The organism is Gracilibacillus sp. HCP3S3_G5_2 (assembly GCF_052063305.1).
Taxonomy (GTDB): Bacteria; Bacillota; Bacilli; order Bacillales; family Amphibacillaceae; genus Gracilibacillus.
In genome coordinates this window covers 21,166-38,463 of sequence record NZ_JBQHXU010000005.1, presented here as the reverse complement: position 1 = coordinate 38,463, position 17,298 = coordinate 21,166, and the positions used below count along the sequence as shown (strand labels likewise).

The following is a 17,298-nucleotide window of genomic DNA, read 5'->3' as shown; positions in this document are numbered from 1 at the left end:
TGAAAAATGGAAATTAGTGCGAGAGATACACTAAAAGCTAATAGTAAATCCAAGCAAAAAAGGAAGATAAGTAAATTAGCTATTCATTGCTTTGTCATTATGTTGGGGATCGTGATGATCTATCCTTTGCTTTGGATGGTAAGCAGTTCATTTAAGTATCCTACTGAAATTTTTAACTCGGTATCTTTTCTCCCATCAGAATGGACATTTGATAATTACACCCAAGGCTGGGCAGGAATATCTGGATATACTTTCGGCCTATTTTTTAGCAATACTCTATTGATTGTGATTTTAGCGATCATTGGCAATGTAGTGGCATGTTCAATGGCAGCATATGCCTTTGCGAAATTAGAATTTACATTTAAACCTATTTTATTTGCGTTAATGCTTATAACCCTCATGCTACCTTTTCATGTCACCATCATCCCTCAGTATATAATGTTTAACTATTTAGACTGGGTAAATACGTATTATCCGCTGATACTACCAAAGTTCTTTGCGGTAGAAGGTTTCTTTGTTTTTCTAATGGTGCAATTTATGCGTGGAATTCCAAATGAGCTAGTGCAAGCAGCAGAGATAGATGGTTGCGGAAGGATAAAGACATATTGGTACCTAATCTTGCCATTATCTATTCCAGCTTTAGTAACCACCATGATCTTTACATTTATTTGGACATGGAATGACTTCTTTGGTCAATTATTATACATTAGCGATATTAAGTTATATACAGTGGCACTTGGGCTTAGAATGTTCTTGGACTCCGCCGGTGAGAGTGCATGGGGACCGATGTTTGCAATGTCTACATTATCATTAATTCCTTTGTTTGGTGTGTTTATATTTTTCCAGAAGTATTTAATCGAAGGAATTACCACTGGTGGGCTAAAGGGATAATTTAGAAGGAATATATTTAATATGATATGATAAACCTATGTGTGCATTATTATGGTAAAAATAGAATAGAATTTATAAAATTGGAAAATGGTGATAGCTATGAAAGTGACAATAGCTGACGTTGCTGAAAAAGCCAGAGTATCGAAAACGACTGTTTCAAGGATTTTAAATGGTAACTATGATCACAACACTCCTGAAACAATTAAAAAAGTATTAAAAGTTGTAGAGGAATTAGAGTATCGCCCCAATGCACTAGCAAAAGGTTTAAAATCTATGAAAACAAACGTAATTGGTATCGTATTATCTAATTTTCGTAACGAATTTTGGTTTAAGGTATTAGAGGGTGTTGAAGATACTTGTAAAGATGAAGGATATAACTTAATGATATGCAATTCAGATGGTGACCCAAAGCTTGAAGAACAATATATTAGAGAGTTTCAGATGAGACAAGTTGATGGAATAGTTATTAACCCAACAGTTAGAAATCAATCCCTGTATAATAAATTAGTTACAGATAAATACCCGCTGGTTGTCATTAATCGTAAAATCCCTGGCCTCCATGCAAACAATGTAGTGGTTGATAATGTGAAAGGTGGCTATTTGGCAGTTAATCACCTGCTAGAAAGCGGTCGGGAGCATATATTGGCGATTACCTATAAGAATGAAAATATTAGTACTTGGCAAGAAAGAATTAGAGGTTATCAAGAGGCTATTGTTTCTTATGGTTTAACGGATGATTCTTTTTATATATTAGAGATTGAAAACCTAAGAAGAGCAAACAAGCAGATTAAGCAATTTTTATTAAATCATCCAAAGATAGATGGAGTCTTTTCTACTAACAACATGTTAACGCTTGAATTAATAGAGGCATTGAAAAAACTGGATAAAAAAGTACCCAGTGAAATCGGGATTGTAGGCTATGATGAGACGATCTGGGCAAAGCATATTTACCCTCCGTTAACTACTATTAAGCAACCTTCATATGATATAGGAAAAGAATCAGCAAAGCTTCTCATTAAAGAGATAAAATCAAAAGAATTATCTACTATTAAAAATATTATTTTTCAACCTGAGCTTGTAGTTAGAGAGTCATCAAAGGAAATAGAATAATAGAATGAGATTCCCTTTTAGGCAGGTGATGTTAGCTTGAATATTGTGATTGGAAGTGATCATTGTGGTTTTCAACTGAAAAAACGGATGATTCCTTTTTTAGAAAGTTTGGGCTGTGAAATAGTAGATATAGGGTGTTACACAGAAGAAAAAGTAGATTTTCCGGATATAGTTAGAAGCATGGGTAGAAAAATAATTACGAGAGAATGTGACCGAGGTATAGCTTTTTGTGGTACAGGGGTTGGAGCTGCTATAGCTGGTAATAAAATAAATGGAATTAGGGCAGCTGTATGTCATGATACTTATTCTGCACATCAATCTGTTGAACATGACAATGTGAACCTGATGTGTCTTGGCGGGAAGATCGTCTCGGAATGGTTAGTAGAAGACTTAATTCGTTCCTTTTTAAAAGCGAATTTTAGTACTGATGAAGATTTTAGAAGAAGAGTAGCAAAATTGGATGAGTTGGAGAATTGATTTTAGTATTTAAGGATCAGAAATCAACAACTCTCTCTAGACTATAGATTTTCATGCACCAATATAAATTCTCGGTGACGATTTCACACTAAATTAAGAATGGCTGCCTGCCTATCAGTAATCTTATTAAATTGCTTCATTGTCATCGCCTAATGATGGTGGGGCATTCTGTGCTTTCAACATAACCAGGCCTGATGACGTCTTTCTATAAATTTTTTTACCCAAGAATCAATTAAAAACTTATCTGACAGCAAGCGCTAGAGGAGAAAGTAATTGGTAGCAAGAAGATGTTAATTAAATAGGATAATCAACAAATCTAACTGAGACAGAAAAGATTTGTTGATTAGAAGAAGATAAACAACAAATCGAAGAAGGAAGCGAGAGGATTTGTTTAATAACCAGAGATAAACAACAAATCCCTACGGTTCCTCAAAGATTTGTTCAAAAAGAATCTGTATGTTTAAAAAAGTGTTGTACTCTTTATCCACACCTTCACAATCACACATGAGTCATTCGTTTACAACGCTAACCCTCTGATCAGTTTTGCTAATGATCAGCGGGGACCAGAACTCCCACTGATATAGTCTCACTCTATCTCCAAATGTGGATTCCATACTACTTCCCACAAATGGCCATCTGGATCTTGAAAGTAACCAGAGTAACCACCCCAAAAAGTTTCATGTGGTTGGACAGTTATAACTGCATTGGCATTCCTTGCCTGTTCCATTACTTTGTCAACTTCTTCTTTACTTTCGACATTGTGGCCAATAGTAAATTCAGTAGGACTAGGGGCGGTCTGATTAATTTGAGCGTCATGTGCAATATCTTTTCGCTGAAAAATAGCCAGCTTTATACCTGATAATAAGTCGAAAAAGGCCACAGCACCATGCTCGAATTCTTTACCAACTATCCCTTCTGTCGGCAGCCCCAATCCGTCTCGATAGAATGTTAAGGATCTTTCCAAATCATCTACACCTAATGTAATTACAGTAATTCGTGGTTTCATCATCATTCCTCCTATTGATTTTCCAACCAAAGCAACTTGCAATTCTTGTTCAGTGGGATAAATAGATCGTATTATGCATGTAGCTTTTGGGAGCGAAAAAAACGGACACATTTACTTAGTGATATTGTTTATCAAGGTGCTAAACGTCTGTAAGACGCTCACGGATCATAACTAAACCCTTAGTGATCCACGAAACCCTCTGGAAGCATAGTAAGAGGAAGCGCCGTTATGATATACGAAGACATGATCATAGCGACAGTCACAAAAAAGAGCCCCGCCAAGTTCTCTTATTTTAGAAGGGGTTTGCACCCATGTTGATGTTTTTAAATCGAAAGTCCCCAGTTGCTGTAATGCTCGATATTGTTCCTCTGTTAAAAGTTCAATACCCATGGCAGCTGCCATATCAACAGCACTATTTTCTGGTTTATGCTTTTTTCTTGACTCCAGTGCTTCACGGTCGTAACAAACACTTCTGCGCCCCTTAGGACTTTCCGCTGAACAATCATAAAAAATGTACTCGTCCTTCTTTTTGTCATAACCGATAACATCTGGCTCACCGCCTGTTCTTTCCATTTCATTAAGTGACCACAGTTTTTCGGTATTAGCTTCTAGCTTTGCTTGGATTTTCGCCCATTCGAGACTTTCATGGCGATCCATGTTTTTCTCAAAACGTGTTTTTAACACTTCGAGTAATTCATCACGTTGTTCCAGTGATAATTCCTTTTTGTCGTTTTTTGTCATGGCTAGCTTCCTCCTTTGTTATTCGACTGTTCTCTTTGATAGCTCATTTAATATATGTAAGTCTTTTTTTCGAGTATATCATTAGAATATACATGGAAGGAAAGATTTATAAAAGAAAAGGGGTTTAAAATTAGAATCTATCGAGTAACTGTATACACTGAATCACTTTATTTCACACCTTTAAAAGAATATTTTAACAAAACTCTTTTAATATATATCTAATTAGATTATAATCTAATTAGATCGGAGGGATATGTATGCAGTTAGGTAGAATTGTCCATTTTCATAAAACCATTGGAGATAAAACTCGTATCCGTATTATTTACTTATTAAAATCAGGGCCGCTTCACGGTCAAGCAATCGCAGGAAAATTAGGGTTGAAGCCTCCTACAATATCTCATCATTTAGCAAAGCTTAAAGAAATTGATGTTGTATATCAACGGCGTGATAAGAATACGATTTATTTTTATTTGAATGAACAGAAGCTTACACGAATGGCTGAAGCAATCACCCGAATAGGTGAAGACCCAAATGAGAGTCTACAGGTTAGTGAAGAAGAAAAGACAAAGGTTATTCGAAATTTTATCGACAATACTGGCAGATTAAAGACGATACCAGCACAAAGGAAAAAGAAAAACATTCTTTTAGAGTATATGGTTCGTGGATTAAAGCACGGGACTTTGTACTCAGAGAAAGATATCAATGAACATATTCAACAATTTCATGATGATTTTGCTACGATCAGACGTGAATTTGTGATGACTCAATTTATGTATCGGCAAGATGGTGTTTATGAGCTTAATCCAAAAGAAATGTGGCCTGTGTAATCAGGTCCTTATTTTCGCGAAACTAATTAGATAAGCATCTAATCTTTGTTTGTGGGGGACAAGTTATGTTTGGATATTCATTATTAAATAGAGAGCCTACATATCAGATTATTTTCTGGAGCTCGGTGTTGAACCGAATGGGAGGGCGATTCGCTCAAGTCGGCTCGTTTGCACTGCTTTACCTCTTAACGGAGTCAGGAATTGCTCTAGGGATATTAATGGCTTTCCTTGTCTTACCCACCATCGTATTCGCTCCGCTAAGTGGTTATTTAGCTGACCGTTTTCATAAGGCAAAGCTCTTATTTTGGGTAGATGCCTTCAGAACGCCATTTGCCTTGCTTCCATTATGGGCAGCATCTACAGAACAATTATCATTATTGTATCTCAGTACTTTCGTTATCGCTAGTGGCGAGGCTGTTTATAGACCTGTACGTTTTGCGATTATTCCTGATATTGTGCAAAAGAAAAATATATCTGCTGTAAATGGGTTGGAGCAAAATATCGTTGGTATAACATTGGTTTTTGGCTCCCTTTTAGGAGGTGTTATTGCTTTTGTTACTGATGTGAAGGTACTGTTTTGTTTTCATGCACTATTACTTTTATGGGCAGCCATAATAATGTGGTGCTTAACCAAAAGCAACATTAGTTCTAGCTCTTACAATAATGCGCTAAAACCTTCTTTTAAAGAAAGTGGGTTTTGGATAGTTACCATTGCACTTGTACGTATGTTCTTGATAGTCATGCTTCTTATGCCACTGGCCAATGGTGTTGATAACGTGATATTTAATTTAATTGCATTAGATATTTTTGACAAAGGTGATATAGGAGTTGGCCTTATTTATGCTGCTTTAGGGCTAGGGTTTGTACTAAGTTCCTGGATCGTACAATGGATTCGAGGCAAGTACATTGCGATTGGAGTTTGGATGATTTTACTGGAGGGAGTAGGTCATCTATTACTTAGCCAATCCTTCTTTTTTTGGCAAGCATTGCTGATCGCCATTTTCATTACTTTTGTCGGGGGTATAAGTAATATTTGCTTTGATTCGATGCTGATGAGAATACTCCCTGCTTCCAAAAGAGGTTTTCTTTTTGGAACTTTATCCATGTTCCAGAACAGCTCGATGGGTATCGCTATGATAGGATCTGGATTTTTAATGGAATGGCTTTCTCCCTTGCAAGGCTCGTTTCTTGTCGGGGTTATTTATATTTTGTTTGCACTAATCTTTTTATTAGGATTTAACACTGTCGATTTTAGGGGATCTTTACGTAAAATGAAGCAATTAGAAGAAAACAGATAAATAAATTAGTGGAGGTTGTTTCTCGCCAATTTTCTTTGCCTTACTTGTACTCTCAAGTTAGGCTTAAGTCCAAAGATGACATTTTTGAAAATCTGTGGCATAATTATAGTGTTGAAATTTGCAACAAGTGAGGGGTTAGAAATGATTAAAGCACTGTTGATTGCACCGTACTCAGGTTTAGCTGAAATAGCGAAAAAAGTAGCTCTTCCAGATGATGTTCAATTAGATGTTGTCATAGGAAATTTAGAAGAAGGTGTTAGAAAAGCAAAACAAGCTGAAAGACAAGGATATCAATTAGTGATTAGTCGAGGTGGAACAGCGACAATGATTCAGGATGAAATCTCCATACCTGTCGTTCATATCGATATTACTGGTTATGATATGCTTCGAGTGTTCACTCTCTTGCGCGGGCTAGAAGGTGGCGTTGCATTAGTTGGTTATTCTAATATCTCAGAAGGAGCTAATACTATTTGCAACATTTTAGATTTTGATGTAAAAATGATTACGATTAAAGATAGAAAAGAAGTTAGAGGCCATTTACAACAATTGAAGCAAGACAACTATTCTGTTGTGATTGGTGATGTTATCACGGTTAACGTTGCCGAGGAAATTGGATTGCGTGGTGTATTAATAGCATCTGGAAGGGAAGCACTGTTGGATGCCATCGAGGAAGGCAAGCGTGTTTATCATTTTTTTCATAAAGTAAACCGTCATTTCAGTTACCTTCAACATGCTTTCACGAATACTCCATTTCCAATTGTGTTATTGGATCAACAACAAAATATTATCGAAAAAAATGTTAAATTTGAAGAGGATATCGAATTTCGACAAATCGTTAAATCTCCCATTATTACCCAATTAATGCAGCGTGTACTAGTAGGAGAAGGTACACATTGGACAGAATTAAGAGAAGAGGATTTTCACTATGATGTGCAAGCATTTGTTGTTAATCAACGTGAAGGAATTGTCGGCTTGATTTTTCACTCCTCTGTATTGGATAAAGAAATACAATCGATTACCATCTATGATAATCTAGGTCATGCACCAATTCTTGGGGAAAGTCCCTTTGCTTATCGTTTAAGAGAAAAACTTGGCCATTATGTATATACAGATGAGCCAATGTGTATAGTAGGTGAACCTGGTGTAGGAAAGCTTACCCTTGCTAAAGAAATACATTTTCAGCGATTTGGACAAGATGCCCCTCTTATGTTAATCGACAGTGGAAAGCTAAAGGATAAGGAAATAACAACGATCACTAGTAAAATAAATCGATTAGATAAAGGGACACTGGTAATAAAAGATATCGACAAATTGACTGGAGAGTTATCGATAGCTATTGAGTTAGTCGTTTCTTCTTTAACCCATTTAAAAGTAATTGCATTGACTAATCAGACTTTGGATCATTTAGTTACAGAGAACAACTTTTCAGATGTGCTTTATCAAAAGGTTGGGAAATATCCGTTACATATTCCACCGTTAAGGGAAAGAAAAGAAGATATTCAAGCATATATCGATTACTTCACTACAGAGTTCCATACCCGTGAAGGGCTGGAGACATTGGGAATGAAAGAAGATGCTGTGGAACAAATGCAACAATTTACTTGGAAAGGTAATCTCAGTCAATTAAAACAGGTTGTTCGTGAATTAACGATGCTATCAGACGGAAATTATATTGAACAGCCTCAAGTCAAACAATTGTTGACACAATATGCAAAAGAAGAGAAGAACGAACTATCCCTGCAAGGAACATTAAAGGAGATTGAACAAAAAATAATAAAGGCCGTCTTAGTAGAAGAAAATCATAATCAATCTAAGGCAGCTAATCGCCTAGGGATCAATCGATCGACGTTATGGAGAAAATTAAAATCATAGTAAAGGACTTGGTAACAATACCAAGTCTTTTTTTTGTGTCGCAAAATAAAACATTTTATTAATACGGATAAAAATAAGTCGGTTTTTGTAGAAAAAGTGTTGCGTTTTTTATTGATGTTTTATATAATCAAAATTGTAAACGGTTTACATTAGGTATTGTGTTGCAAAATAGAGCTTGAATATTTAACTAGAGGGGGAAATACAATGCGAATAAAAGCAACTTTAGAGAAAATACCAGGAGGTATGATGGTTGTTCCATTATTGCTTGCTGCAATATTAAACACATTTGTACCTGATTTATTAAGAATTGGTAACTTTACACAAGCATTATTTGTGGATGGATCGAGTACATTAATCGCGCTATTCTTACTATGTACAGGTGCTCAAATTAATTTTAGAAGCGTAGGAGTAAGTCTTGGAAAAGGTGCAACATTATTAGCAACTAAATGGGTAGTAGGTGCTGCAGTAGGATTAATCGCTTACATGTTCGCTGGGGACAACGGGTTATGGTTAGGTCTGGCCCCAATTGCAATTATTGCAGCGATGACCAATAGTAACGGAGGACTTTACGTAGCAATGGTAGGTCAATATGGAGATAAGACAGATAGAGCAGCCTATTCATTACTTGCTTTAAATGATGGACCATTTTTTACCATGGTAGCGTTAGCTATATTTGGTGCAATGGGATTTGTTGATGGAATGTTCTCATTCATCTCCTTTATTTCGGTTTTACTACCAATCATTGTTGGTATGGTGCTTGGTAATTTAGATGAAGAGATGAGAGCGTTTTTAGATAAAGGAAGTTCCATGTTAATTCCATTCTTTGCATTCTCATTAGGTATGGGAATTGACTTTGCAAGCATTATCGATGGTGGATTATCAGGAGTTATTCTTGGTTTGTTAACTGTATTTGTTACAGGAACTGTTGGCTACTTTGTCTTTAAAGCATTAAAATGGAACCCAATTACTGGTGCAGCAGAAGGCTCTACAGCTGGTAATGCGGTGGCAACACCTGCAGCAATAGCAGCTGCAAGTGCTAGTTTTGCAACGAATGTGGATATTGCAACTGTGCAGGTAGCAGCATCAACCGTAACATCAGCCGTTCTTTTACCTTTATATATAGCCTTTTTAGTAAAACGCTTAGAGAAAAAAGGAGTACGTCTACCAGAAGATTATGCCATTAAAGAATAAGTTTAAAATGGAAAGAATGAGGGATCAACATGAATAGATTAATTGGAATTATTGCAGATGATTTGACAGGTGCAAATGATAGTGGCGTACAATTAACGGAAAAAGGGATTAATACTTCTGTTTTGTTTGATATTCCTAGTGACACACATGATTTAGATGATGGATTAGTCATTGATACTAATTCCCGAGCTTTATCGAATCAGGAAGCAGAGTCGATAACCAAACAAGCCGCTTTATTTCTGAAAGAAGCTGGTTATCGCTATGTGTACAAAAAAATGGATTCGACCTTAAGGGGACATATTGGCACCGAGCTAAAAGTGCTATCAGAAGTGTTTGCTCCAGAGTTTGTTATTATTGCTCCTGCCTTTCCTGCATATGGGAGAACGACAAAGGACGGGATTCATTTTGTCAACGGTGTAAAACTATCAGACACAGAAGCTGCCAAAGATCCAAAACATCCAGTTAAAGAATCGTTTATACCAAGATTGATAGAAAACGAGATTGGTGAAACAGTAGGTTTATTAACAAAAGAAGATATAAAAGGCTCAGCCTTATTTGAAAAATTACAATCATTTAACCAGGAAAATATTCAGTATGTTGTTTGTGACGCGGAATCACAAGCAGAATTACTTGAGATGGCGCAAAAGATAGTAAGTATTGCTGAGAACATTATTTGGGCAGGTTCAGCAGGTTTAGCTGAGGCTCTTCCAGAGGTGTTAGGGATTGGCCAACAGGTGGAAGCACGTTCGCATACTATATCTGAACATGTAATGACGGTCTGTGGAAGTTTGTCGCAAGTAACACAACGTCAAGTGAGGTTTGCAGCGGAACAGGCTGATGTTACTGCTATCGAATTGGATCCCGTTCAAATGTTTACGGATAAATGGGAAACGTTAAGAGAAGGATATATCACAGACTGTGTGAAAGGGATTCAATCAGGAAATGACATTGTTGTCTATGTTCCTTCAAACGATCAAGTGCGTGACCACGTTAAACAAATCGGAATAGAATGGAACTTGTCTGGTTATCAAATCGGGGAACAAATATCACAAGCGATTGGTGAGATTGTTGTTGAAGTGACCGCAAAAAGTAAACATCTATCTGCTCTTGTTTTAACAGGTGGCGATACCGCGAAAGATGTCGCTCGTCAGTTAGGTGGAATTGGTTTTCGTTTGATTAAGCAATTGGAAGCAGGAATCCCACTCGGAACACTACTAGGTACTGAGAAAGAATTTAAAGTCGTAACAAAAGCAGGCGCATTTGGTAACCAACAGTCTATTTATCAAGCGATGCAAGTATTGAAGGGAGTTTTAAGTAATGAGTAAAAAACCAATTATCGGAATTACAATGGGAGACGCAGCAGGTGTAGGACCTGAAGTTATTGTGAAAAGTCTCCAACATGAAGAGGTTTATGAACAAGCACACCCAATCGTGATTGGTGATGCAAAAATGCTAAAACGTGCTGCAGAACTATTACATGCTGAGGTAACAGTGAAAACGATTGACCAACAAGCAGCTTTTACAGAAACTACTTTTGGTGAAATTACATGTGTAGATTTAGATATGCTTCCAGCTGATCTTCCGTTTGGAGAAGTTTCAGCTGAAGCAGGAAATGCAGCATTTCAATATTTGAAAACAGCTATTGAACTAGCGAATAATGAGAGAATTGATGCTATTTGTACAGCGCCACTAAATAAAGAAGCACTACACAAAGGTGGCCATCTATACCCTGGTCACACGGAGATTTTAGCCGAACTAACTGATACAAAAGATTTTTCAATGATGTTATCTTCTCCTAAGTTAAAAGTGATTCATGTCACTACCCATATCGGACTTATTGATGCAATCAATCGTATTGAACCTGAACGTGTATATAAAGTCATTCGTTTGGCCCATGATACCCTTTCAAAATCAGGAATTAAACAGCCGAAGATTGGGGTATGTGGCATTAATCCGCACGCAGGAGAAAACGGCCTATTTGGTAATGGGGAAGAAGAAGAGAAAATTGATCCAGCAATCCAACGTGCGAAGCAGGAAGGCATTGATGTGGAAGGAGCTCTTCCAGCAGATACGCTATTCTTCCGAGCGCAACGGGGTGACTTTGATATCGTAGTGGCGATGTATCATGATCAGGGGCACGGTCCAATTAAAGTTTTAGGACTTGAAGCAGGTGTGAATATCACTGTTGGTTTACCTATTATTCGTACAAGCGTTGATCATGGTACGGCATTCGACATAGCAGGCAAAGGAATTGTCGATGACGGGAGCATGATCGAAGCGTTACGCCAAGCAATAGAGTTATCACCAGAGAAATAAAGTGCAACTGAGGCTGGAATATAGAGTAATTAGATAGGAGAAATCCGAACATTAAAGTCTAAGTACACATATCGCTTTGGCAAAATACTTCGCTTTCCGTAGGCACGTCCTTAGCTAACTAACACTTCACACAGTGGATCTTCAGCTCTCTTGTGAGTTTCGAAGATCAGGACGATTTAGTGTCGACGTTGGCCACAGGACGTGACCGAAGTTAGCTGACCCACAGGAGTCTGCGTATGTTGCCTACGCTTCGTTCAGAGTGTCCGGACTCTCGTTCTACCTATTTAGTTATGTCCCAGCCTCAGCTTTTTGGTATAAGGAACTATTAAATTTAACTATATGATAATAGCATAGAGGTACACCAATTAGTGGAGAGTAGCCAAAAATTAGCAAGAAATGTCACGAAACAGAACCTAATACTACTTTAGAAACAGCAAAAAGAATAATTCAGAATAAGTATGTCATCAATGTTCAGGTAGGTTTGCCATTTTTAAATTATTTCCTCGGAAATTATCAGAAACCCTCAATTTTTTTTGATCAGTTAGGAAGATAGAAAGTAATAATTATTCGCATTTGAGTAAATAACTTGTGATATATATGATTCTAGTCTACAATCAATTATAGACATTAGAGATCTCTAATATATCCATCACAGTGATAAAAAAACGGCTGAGAGAAGTCATACTTTATGAGGTGAAAAATAATGAAATATTCCAGAGCTACAAACTATGCATTACACACAATCGCCTATTTAACGTTAGTACCAAAAGGAAAAACAGTAGGGGTAGATCAAATAGCAAAAATCCAAAACCTTTCGCCGACATATCTTTCGAAGATTTTGACGAAGCTTGTCAAAGCAGGATTAATTGAATCTACTCCTGGTGTTAATGGAGGATATAGTATTATAAGACGTTCTCGAGAAATTTCCTTTTTAGATGTGATACATGCTATTGAAGGGGAAACAACTTTATTTAGCTGTTCACTGGAACATCAGGATAATTCCAATGGAGAATGCCTAATAGAAAATGTCATGATTGAAGCAGAAAGAAAGATGAAAAATGAATTAGCCAAAACCTATATTATTGATATCGCAAAGCAAATTGAAGCGGTCAAAAATCATGAAATAATTTCTGACTGATTACATTATTTTTTTACCTTAATTATGGATATTATGAGTCTTTAATGTATTTAATTTTAAAGGAGGAAAACTAATATGTTAGTAGATTGTGTCGTTATCGGTGGAGGGCCTTCAGGACTTAACGCTGCTTTAGTACTTGCGAGAGCTAAAAAGAATGTGATTTTATTTGATGATAATAAACCTAGAAATGCAGTTACCCAGGAATCTCATGGTTTTATCACGAGAGATGGTATCAAACCTTCAGAATTTAAACAATTGGCTAAGCAAGATTTAAAAAAATACGCAAATCTATCAATAGAAAATCAGCGTGTGATAAATTTAAGAAAAGACAATGGAACTTTTATGATTGAAATAGATGACAGGAAGATTTATCATGCAAGAAAGGTTATTTTAGCTACTGGTCTCAAGGATGTATTACCAGATATCGCAGGAATTCACGACTTTTACGGAACGAGCTTATTCATTTGTCCATTTTGTGATGGGTGGGAATTAAAAGATCGCCGTCTAGTTGTAATTGCAGATAGTGATCGTGCTAGGCATTTAACCAAAATGGTTTCTAACTGGAGTAAAGACCTAGTTGTTTGTACAAATGGGAGAACGCCCTTTTCTAAAGAGGAGAAGGAAATACTTACAAAGAAAAAAATCAAGATCATGGAAGACGAAATAGAAGCCTTACATGGTGAAAATGGTCACTTGCAAAAAGTGACGTTTGCAAATGGGAAAGAAATAGAAAGAGAAGGAGGTTTTGTCGCTGGAAAACTAGAACAAGCATCTTCCTTAGCTGAAACGCTAGGATGTACCATGAATAAGATAGGTGGAATTGAAACAGACGATTTTGGCCGTACAAATATTGATGGGCTCTATGCAAGTGGAGATACTACCTTCACCCTCCCTCAATTAATTGTTGCAGCTAGTGAGGGAAGTAAAGTTGCTAGTGGGGTAGTATTTGATTTAATAAATGAAGATTTTGAACAGTCATTTCTTTAACTATAATAAGGAGGTTAGTTTATATGAATAAAGATCAGTATGGTCCTGATGGAATGCTACATTTCGCCAAAAAAGTGGAATTTCTTGATAATCCGAATAAAAGAGGAGATATACCACCTGAACAGCTACTTCGCATGCTCCCTATTAATAAGGATGATCATATCTTAGATGTAGGAGCAGGCACTGGGTATATTACGATCCCGGCCGCTAAAATCGTTCATGATGGTTTAGTGTATGCATTAGATATAGATGCTAAAATGTTAGATTTAATAAGTTCCAAGGTAGCAAAAGAAAAGATACCAAATGTTAAAACATTGAAAGGCAGGATCGAGGATATGCCGATAAATGATAACTCGATTGACATGGTATTAGCATCGATTGTTTTACATGAGCTGAAGGATTTGTCTACTGCATTAAATCAAATAAAAAGGGTTCTCAAATCTGAAGGATTTTTCGTATGTGTGGAATTTGAAAAGAAGGAAGGCAATGTAAACCATCCTAGAATTTCGTCATCAGTCATGGAGCAGGAAATAACGAGTGCGGGCTTTCGCGAAACGAAAAAACTACATCCTACTGATGATCTATACATTATCATAGCAAAAAATGAATAGGCGTATGAACGAACACAATAAGACTTACCACATATTTGATCTATCTGATCTGTGGTAAGTTTTTTATTCAAACAGAATAGACCATTATTGGGAAAATGGCTAGCTATTCCCTTTTATACTAAATGGTGGAAAAGACCTATTGAAGTTATTACCTATTAATGGTAGGTTTTATTTTGATAAGAAATTTGAATGAAGAGGTGAAGAAGTGGAAAATAATCATACTCAAGAACCGGAGCAAAAAGATCAGACAGAAGAAATAAACGAAGAGGTAATAGTAGAACAGGAAACGGGAGAGGCTGTAGCCGTTTCAACTGAGAAAAAGAAGAAAGACAACTCATCGATAAACTTCGATTTTGGAGAAAGTGTAAAAGAGACAAAAGGTATTTTGAAGGATGCGATCTTAAGGCCACATGCAATTGTGAGCTCAAGTAGTAGAACAATCAACATTCAAACAAGTGCATTAATTTTACTAGTTTTATCATTATTAATAGGTATTTGTACCTTCCTTTTTTACAGATTTGGCTTTGATGGACTTTTAAGTATGTTTTCTGATATTGGCTTCATGTTTATGATCAGGAGTATTTTCTCTTGGATTACTACTTTTGCTATCGGTTATTTTTCTGTCTACCTGTTGTTACTTTATACCGGTAATAGAAAAATGGAGCACAAGGAATTGCTGACAAAATATGCGATCGTCAATATTCCTTTTGCGCTTGTCTTTTGCTTGGTAATTCTATTTTTCGGATTTTTAATGGTAGATATATTTGTGATTACCTACGTATTTGCATTAATGCTATACGGTGTTATTCATATCTATCTTTACTTTGTTCATCTGAAGCAACCTAGATTTGACCTGTACTGGACGATTGCAGGATATCTATTAATATTAATCGTTGTGACATACTTCTTAAACGGATTTGATATTTCTACATTTTAATAGGTCGCGGTAAAAGCAGGAGATTTTTCTCTTGCTTTTTTTATTATGGTGCTCAACGCCCCTACTAATCATAAATTTACTTTATGTACTTAATGAAAAAGGTAGACATTATCTATTAAGATAATCGACAAATCTAAGACGGAAGCGGAGTGGTTTGTTGAATAAATGGAGATAATCGACAAATCGAATGGGTGAGCAGGCGGATTTGTATAATAAAAGAAGATAATCAACAAATCCTTGAGGGAAGCGGAGTGATTTGTTGAATAAAACGAGATAATCAACAAATCCAAGAAGGAAACAGAAAGATTTGTATAATAAAAAAGGATAATAAACATATCTTCCAATGGAGCCAAATCATCAAATGCCGTTAAATCAGCAAGTACTAGGTAGATAAAAAGGACACCAAAAACGAAATTTGGTGTCCTTTTTGTTATAAAATAGTGCCACTAATCATTACAGAAATTCGCCATTAGATTTAATGACTTCTTTATACCAGTAATAACTTTTCTTTTTAATTCTTTCCAGATCTTTTTCATCGTCTTCTTCTCTATCAACATAAACAAAACCATAGCGTTTTTGATATCCGTTTAACCAGCTCAACAGATCTGTAAATGACCATGCACAGTAACCAAGAACCTCTACACCATCTGAAATGGCGTCTTGTATAGCTTGGATATGTGATTTTAAATAATCAATTCGGTAATCGTCATTGACAATCTTCCCTTCTTCTAATTGATCAAATTCACCAAGTCCGTTTTCTGTAATAAGGACTGGTAGCTGATAACGTGTGGCAATTCTGCGTAAGCCTATCCGTAATCCTTGTGGATCAATCTCCCAATCCCAGTTTGTCGCTTCTAAATGCGGGTTAGGAGTTGTCTTAAACATTCCAGGCACTCCAGAGTCCTTAGAAGATCCTTTCTTACCAGTTGTATTTTTTACACCGATGTCTACTCCACCTACAAGTGGATTTTTTTCTACGGTTGTTGTTCGATAATAGTTTACGCCCATAAAATCAGGCTTAGCAGATTTTAATAGTTCAAAATCACCGTCATAAATAGTTGGTGCTAAATTATTTTCTTCTAGGTATCTCCATGCGGTGATAGGATACTGGCCCCAAGCATAGATATCCATCCAAAAATAGTTGTTTAGATCCTCACTGTTTTCGAAAGCAAGGATATTCTCAGGCTTGGAATCGATAGGATAGTATGGCTTATAAGCAAAGCTAGGACCTATCTTACCATCTGGTACCCATTTTCTAAAAGATTGTATAACCTTCGCATTTGCAAGGTTAGCAATATGATTAGCCTCATACATTCGCTTACGGTCTTTCACTGCAGGTGGGTGTAAGGCAGTTTCATACCCGTAACTGACAAAATAATTTTGTTCATTAAGAGATATCCAGTATTTAACACGATCACCATAGCGTTTAAACAGTGTTACCGCATAATGATCAAAGTCTTCGATAATTTGTCTTGATTCCCATCCTCCGTATTGATCCATTAATGCTTGGGGAATATCCCAATGATATAAAGTAATCATCGGTTCAATGTCGTACTTTATCAATTCATCGATCAAATTATCATAAAACTGTAACCCTTTTTCGTTCACTTCACCATTCCCAGTTGGATAAATACGGCTCCATGCAATCGAAAAGCGGTAAGTTTTTAATCCTTGCTCGGCCATCAAACGAACGTCTTCTTTATAACGATGATAATGATCGACAGCGACATTACCGTTCGTTCCTTTATATGTGGTACCTTCTTTTCTGACAAAAATATCCCAAACAGAAGGCCCTTTGCCATCTTCATTCCAAGCACCTTCTACTTGATATGCGGCAGAAGCAGCTCCCCATAGAAAGTTATTAGGAAATGCTGACTTAGTTCGATGTTCCATATT

The 17,298-nt window shown here is 36.5% G+C and carries 16 protein-coding genes; 13 read left to right on the top strand and 3 right to left on the bottom strand.

Annotated elements, in window-relative coordinates:
- Positions 1-6 precede the first annotated feature (6 nt).
- The 3 genes from ACTNEP_RS08940 (at position 7) to ACTNEP_RS08930 (ending at position 2,478) form a co-directional block, all read left to right on the top strand.
- Positions 7-891, top strand: a complete 885-nt coding sequence (locus tag ACTNEP_RS08940; RefSeq protein WP_441161536.1) for a carbohydrate ABC transporter permease — start codon at positions 7-9, stop codon at positions 889-891.
- Positions 892-990: 99 nt separating this feature from the next.
- A complete protein-coding gene (locus ACTNEP_RS08935; RefSeq protein WP_441161534.1) occupies positions 991-2,001 on the top strand; it encodes a LacI family DNA-binding transcriptional regulator in 1,011 nt (336 codons plus the stop codon).
- A gap of 45 nt (positions 2,002-2,046) precedes the next feature.
- Positions 2,047-2,478, top strand: coding sequence for an RpiB/LacA/LacB family sugar-phosphate isomerase (locus ACTNEP_RS08930; RefSeq protein ID WP_441161818.1), 432 nt, complete (start codon positions 2,047-2,049; stop codon positions 2,476-2,478).
- A 586-nt stretch (positions 2,479-3,064) separates the two neighbouring features.
- Here the strand turns inward: ACTNEP_RS08930 and ACTNEP_RS08925 are convergent.
- Complete coding sequence (locus ACTNEP_RS08925; RefSeq protein ID WP_441161533.1) at positions 3,065-3,484, bottom strand: VOC family protein; 420 nt, start codon at positions 3,482-3,484, stop codon at positions 3,065-3,067.
- A 171-nt stretch (positions 3,485-3,655) separates the two neighbouring features.
- Positions 3,656-4,225, bottom strand: a complete 570-nt coding sequence (locus ACTNEP_RS08920; RefSeq protein WP_441161532.1) for a DUF4256 domain-containing protein — start codon at positions 4,223-4,225, stop codon at positions 3,656-3,658.
- Between the two features lie 257 nt (positions 4,226-4,482).
- Here ACTNEP_RS08920 and ACTNEP_RS08915 point away from each other — a divergent pair, with 257 nt between their 5' ends.
- From ACTNEP_RS08915 to ACTNEP_RS08870, 10 genes are all read left to right on the top strand, one after another.
- On the top strand, positions 4,483-5,052 hold the full coding sequence (locus ACTNEP_RS08915; protein ID WP_441161531.1) for a metalloregulator ArsR/SmtB family transcription factor: 570 nt from the start codon (positions 4,483-4,485) through the stop codon (positions 5,050-5,052).
- A gap of 65 nt (positions 5,053-5,117) precedes the next feature.
- A complete protein-coding gene (locus ACTNEP_RS08910) occupies positions 5,118-6,350 on the top strand; it encodes an MFS transporter (protein ID WP_441161529.1) in 1,233 nt (410 codons plus the stop codon).
- Positions 6,351-6,491: 141 nt separating this feature from the next.
- Complete coding sequence (locus ACTNEP_RS08905; RefSeq protein WP_441161528.1) at positions 6,492-8,222, top strand: PrpR N-terminal domain-containing protein; 1,731 nt, start codon at positions 6,492-6,494, stop codon at positions 8,220-8,222.
- A gap of 204 nt (positions 8,223-8,426) precedes the next feature.
- A complete protein-coding gene (locus tag ACTNEP_RS08900; RefSeq protein ID WP_441161527.1) occupies positions 8,427-9,413 on the top strand; it encodes a 2-keto-3-deoxygluconate permease in 987 nt (328 codons plus the stop codon).
- Positions 9,414-9,442: 29 nt separating this feature from the next.
- Complete coding sequence (locus ACTNEP_RS08895) at positions 9,443-10,738, top strand: four-carbon acid sugar kinase family protein (RefSeq protein ID WP_441161526.1); 1,296 nt, start codon at positions 9,443-9,445, stop codon at positions 10,736-10,738.
- Complete coding sequence (gene pdxA, locus ACTNEP_RS08890; RefSeq protein WP_441161524.1) at positions 10,731-11,729, top strand: 4-hydroxythreonine-4-phosphate dehydrogenase PdxA; 999 nt, start codon at positions 10,731-10,733, stop codon at positions 11,727-11,729. The genes ACTNEP_RS08895 and pdxA overlap by 8 nt, the downstream gene beginning before the upstream one ends.
- Positions 11,730-12,432: 703 nt before the next feature.
- Positions 12,433-12,867 (top strand): Rrf2 family transcriptional regulator, encoded by a 435-nt coding sequence (locus ACTNEP_RS08885; RefSeq protein WP_441161522.1) that lies wholly within the window; start codon positions 12,433-12,435, stop codon positions 12,865-12,867.
- A gap of 75 nt (positions 12,868-12,942) precedes the next feature.
- Complete coding sequence (locus tag ACTNEP_RS08880; protein ID WP_441161521.1) at positions 12,943-13,854, top strand: NAD(P)/FAD-dependent oxidoreductase; 912 nt, start codon at positions 12,943-12,945, stop codon at positions 13,852-13,854.
- Between the two features lie 23 nt (positions 13,855-13,877).
- Positions 13,878-14,465 (top strand): class I SAM-dependent methyltransferase, encoded by a 588-nt coding sequence (locus tag ACTNEP_RS08875; RefSeq protein WP_441161520.1) that lies wholly within the window; start codon positions 13,878-13,880, stop codon positions 14,463-14,465.
- Between the two features lie 205 nt (positions 14,466-14,670).
- Positions 14,671-15,402 (top strand): hypothetical protein, encoded by a 732-nt coding sequence (locus ACTNEP_RS08870; protein ID WP_441161519.1) that lies wholly within the window; start codon positions 14,671-14,673, stop codon positions 15,400-15,402.
- Positions 15,403-15,855: 453 nt separating this feature from the next.
- Here ACTNEP_RS08870 and ACTNEP_RS08865 read toward each other — a convergent pair whose 3' ends face one another.
- Positions 15,856-17,295 carry a glycoside hydrolase family 1 protein gene (locus ACTNEP_RS08865; RefSeq protein ID WP_441161517.1) on the bottom strand — a complete coding sequence of 480 codons (1,440 nt, stop codon included), beginning with the start codon at positions 17,293-17,295 and terminating at the stop codon, positions 15,856-15,858.
- Between the last annotated feature and the right edge of the window lie 3 nt (positions 17,296-17,298).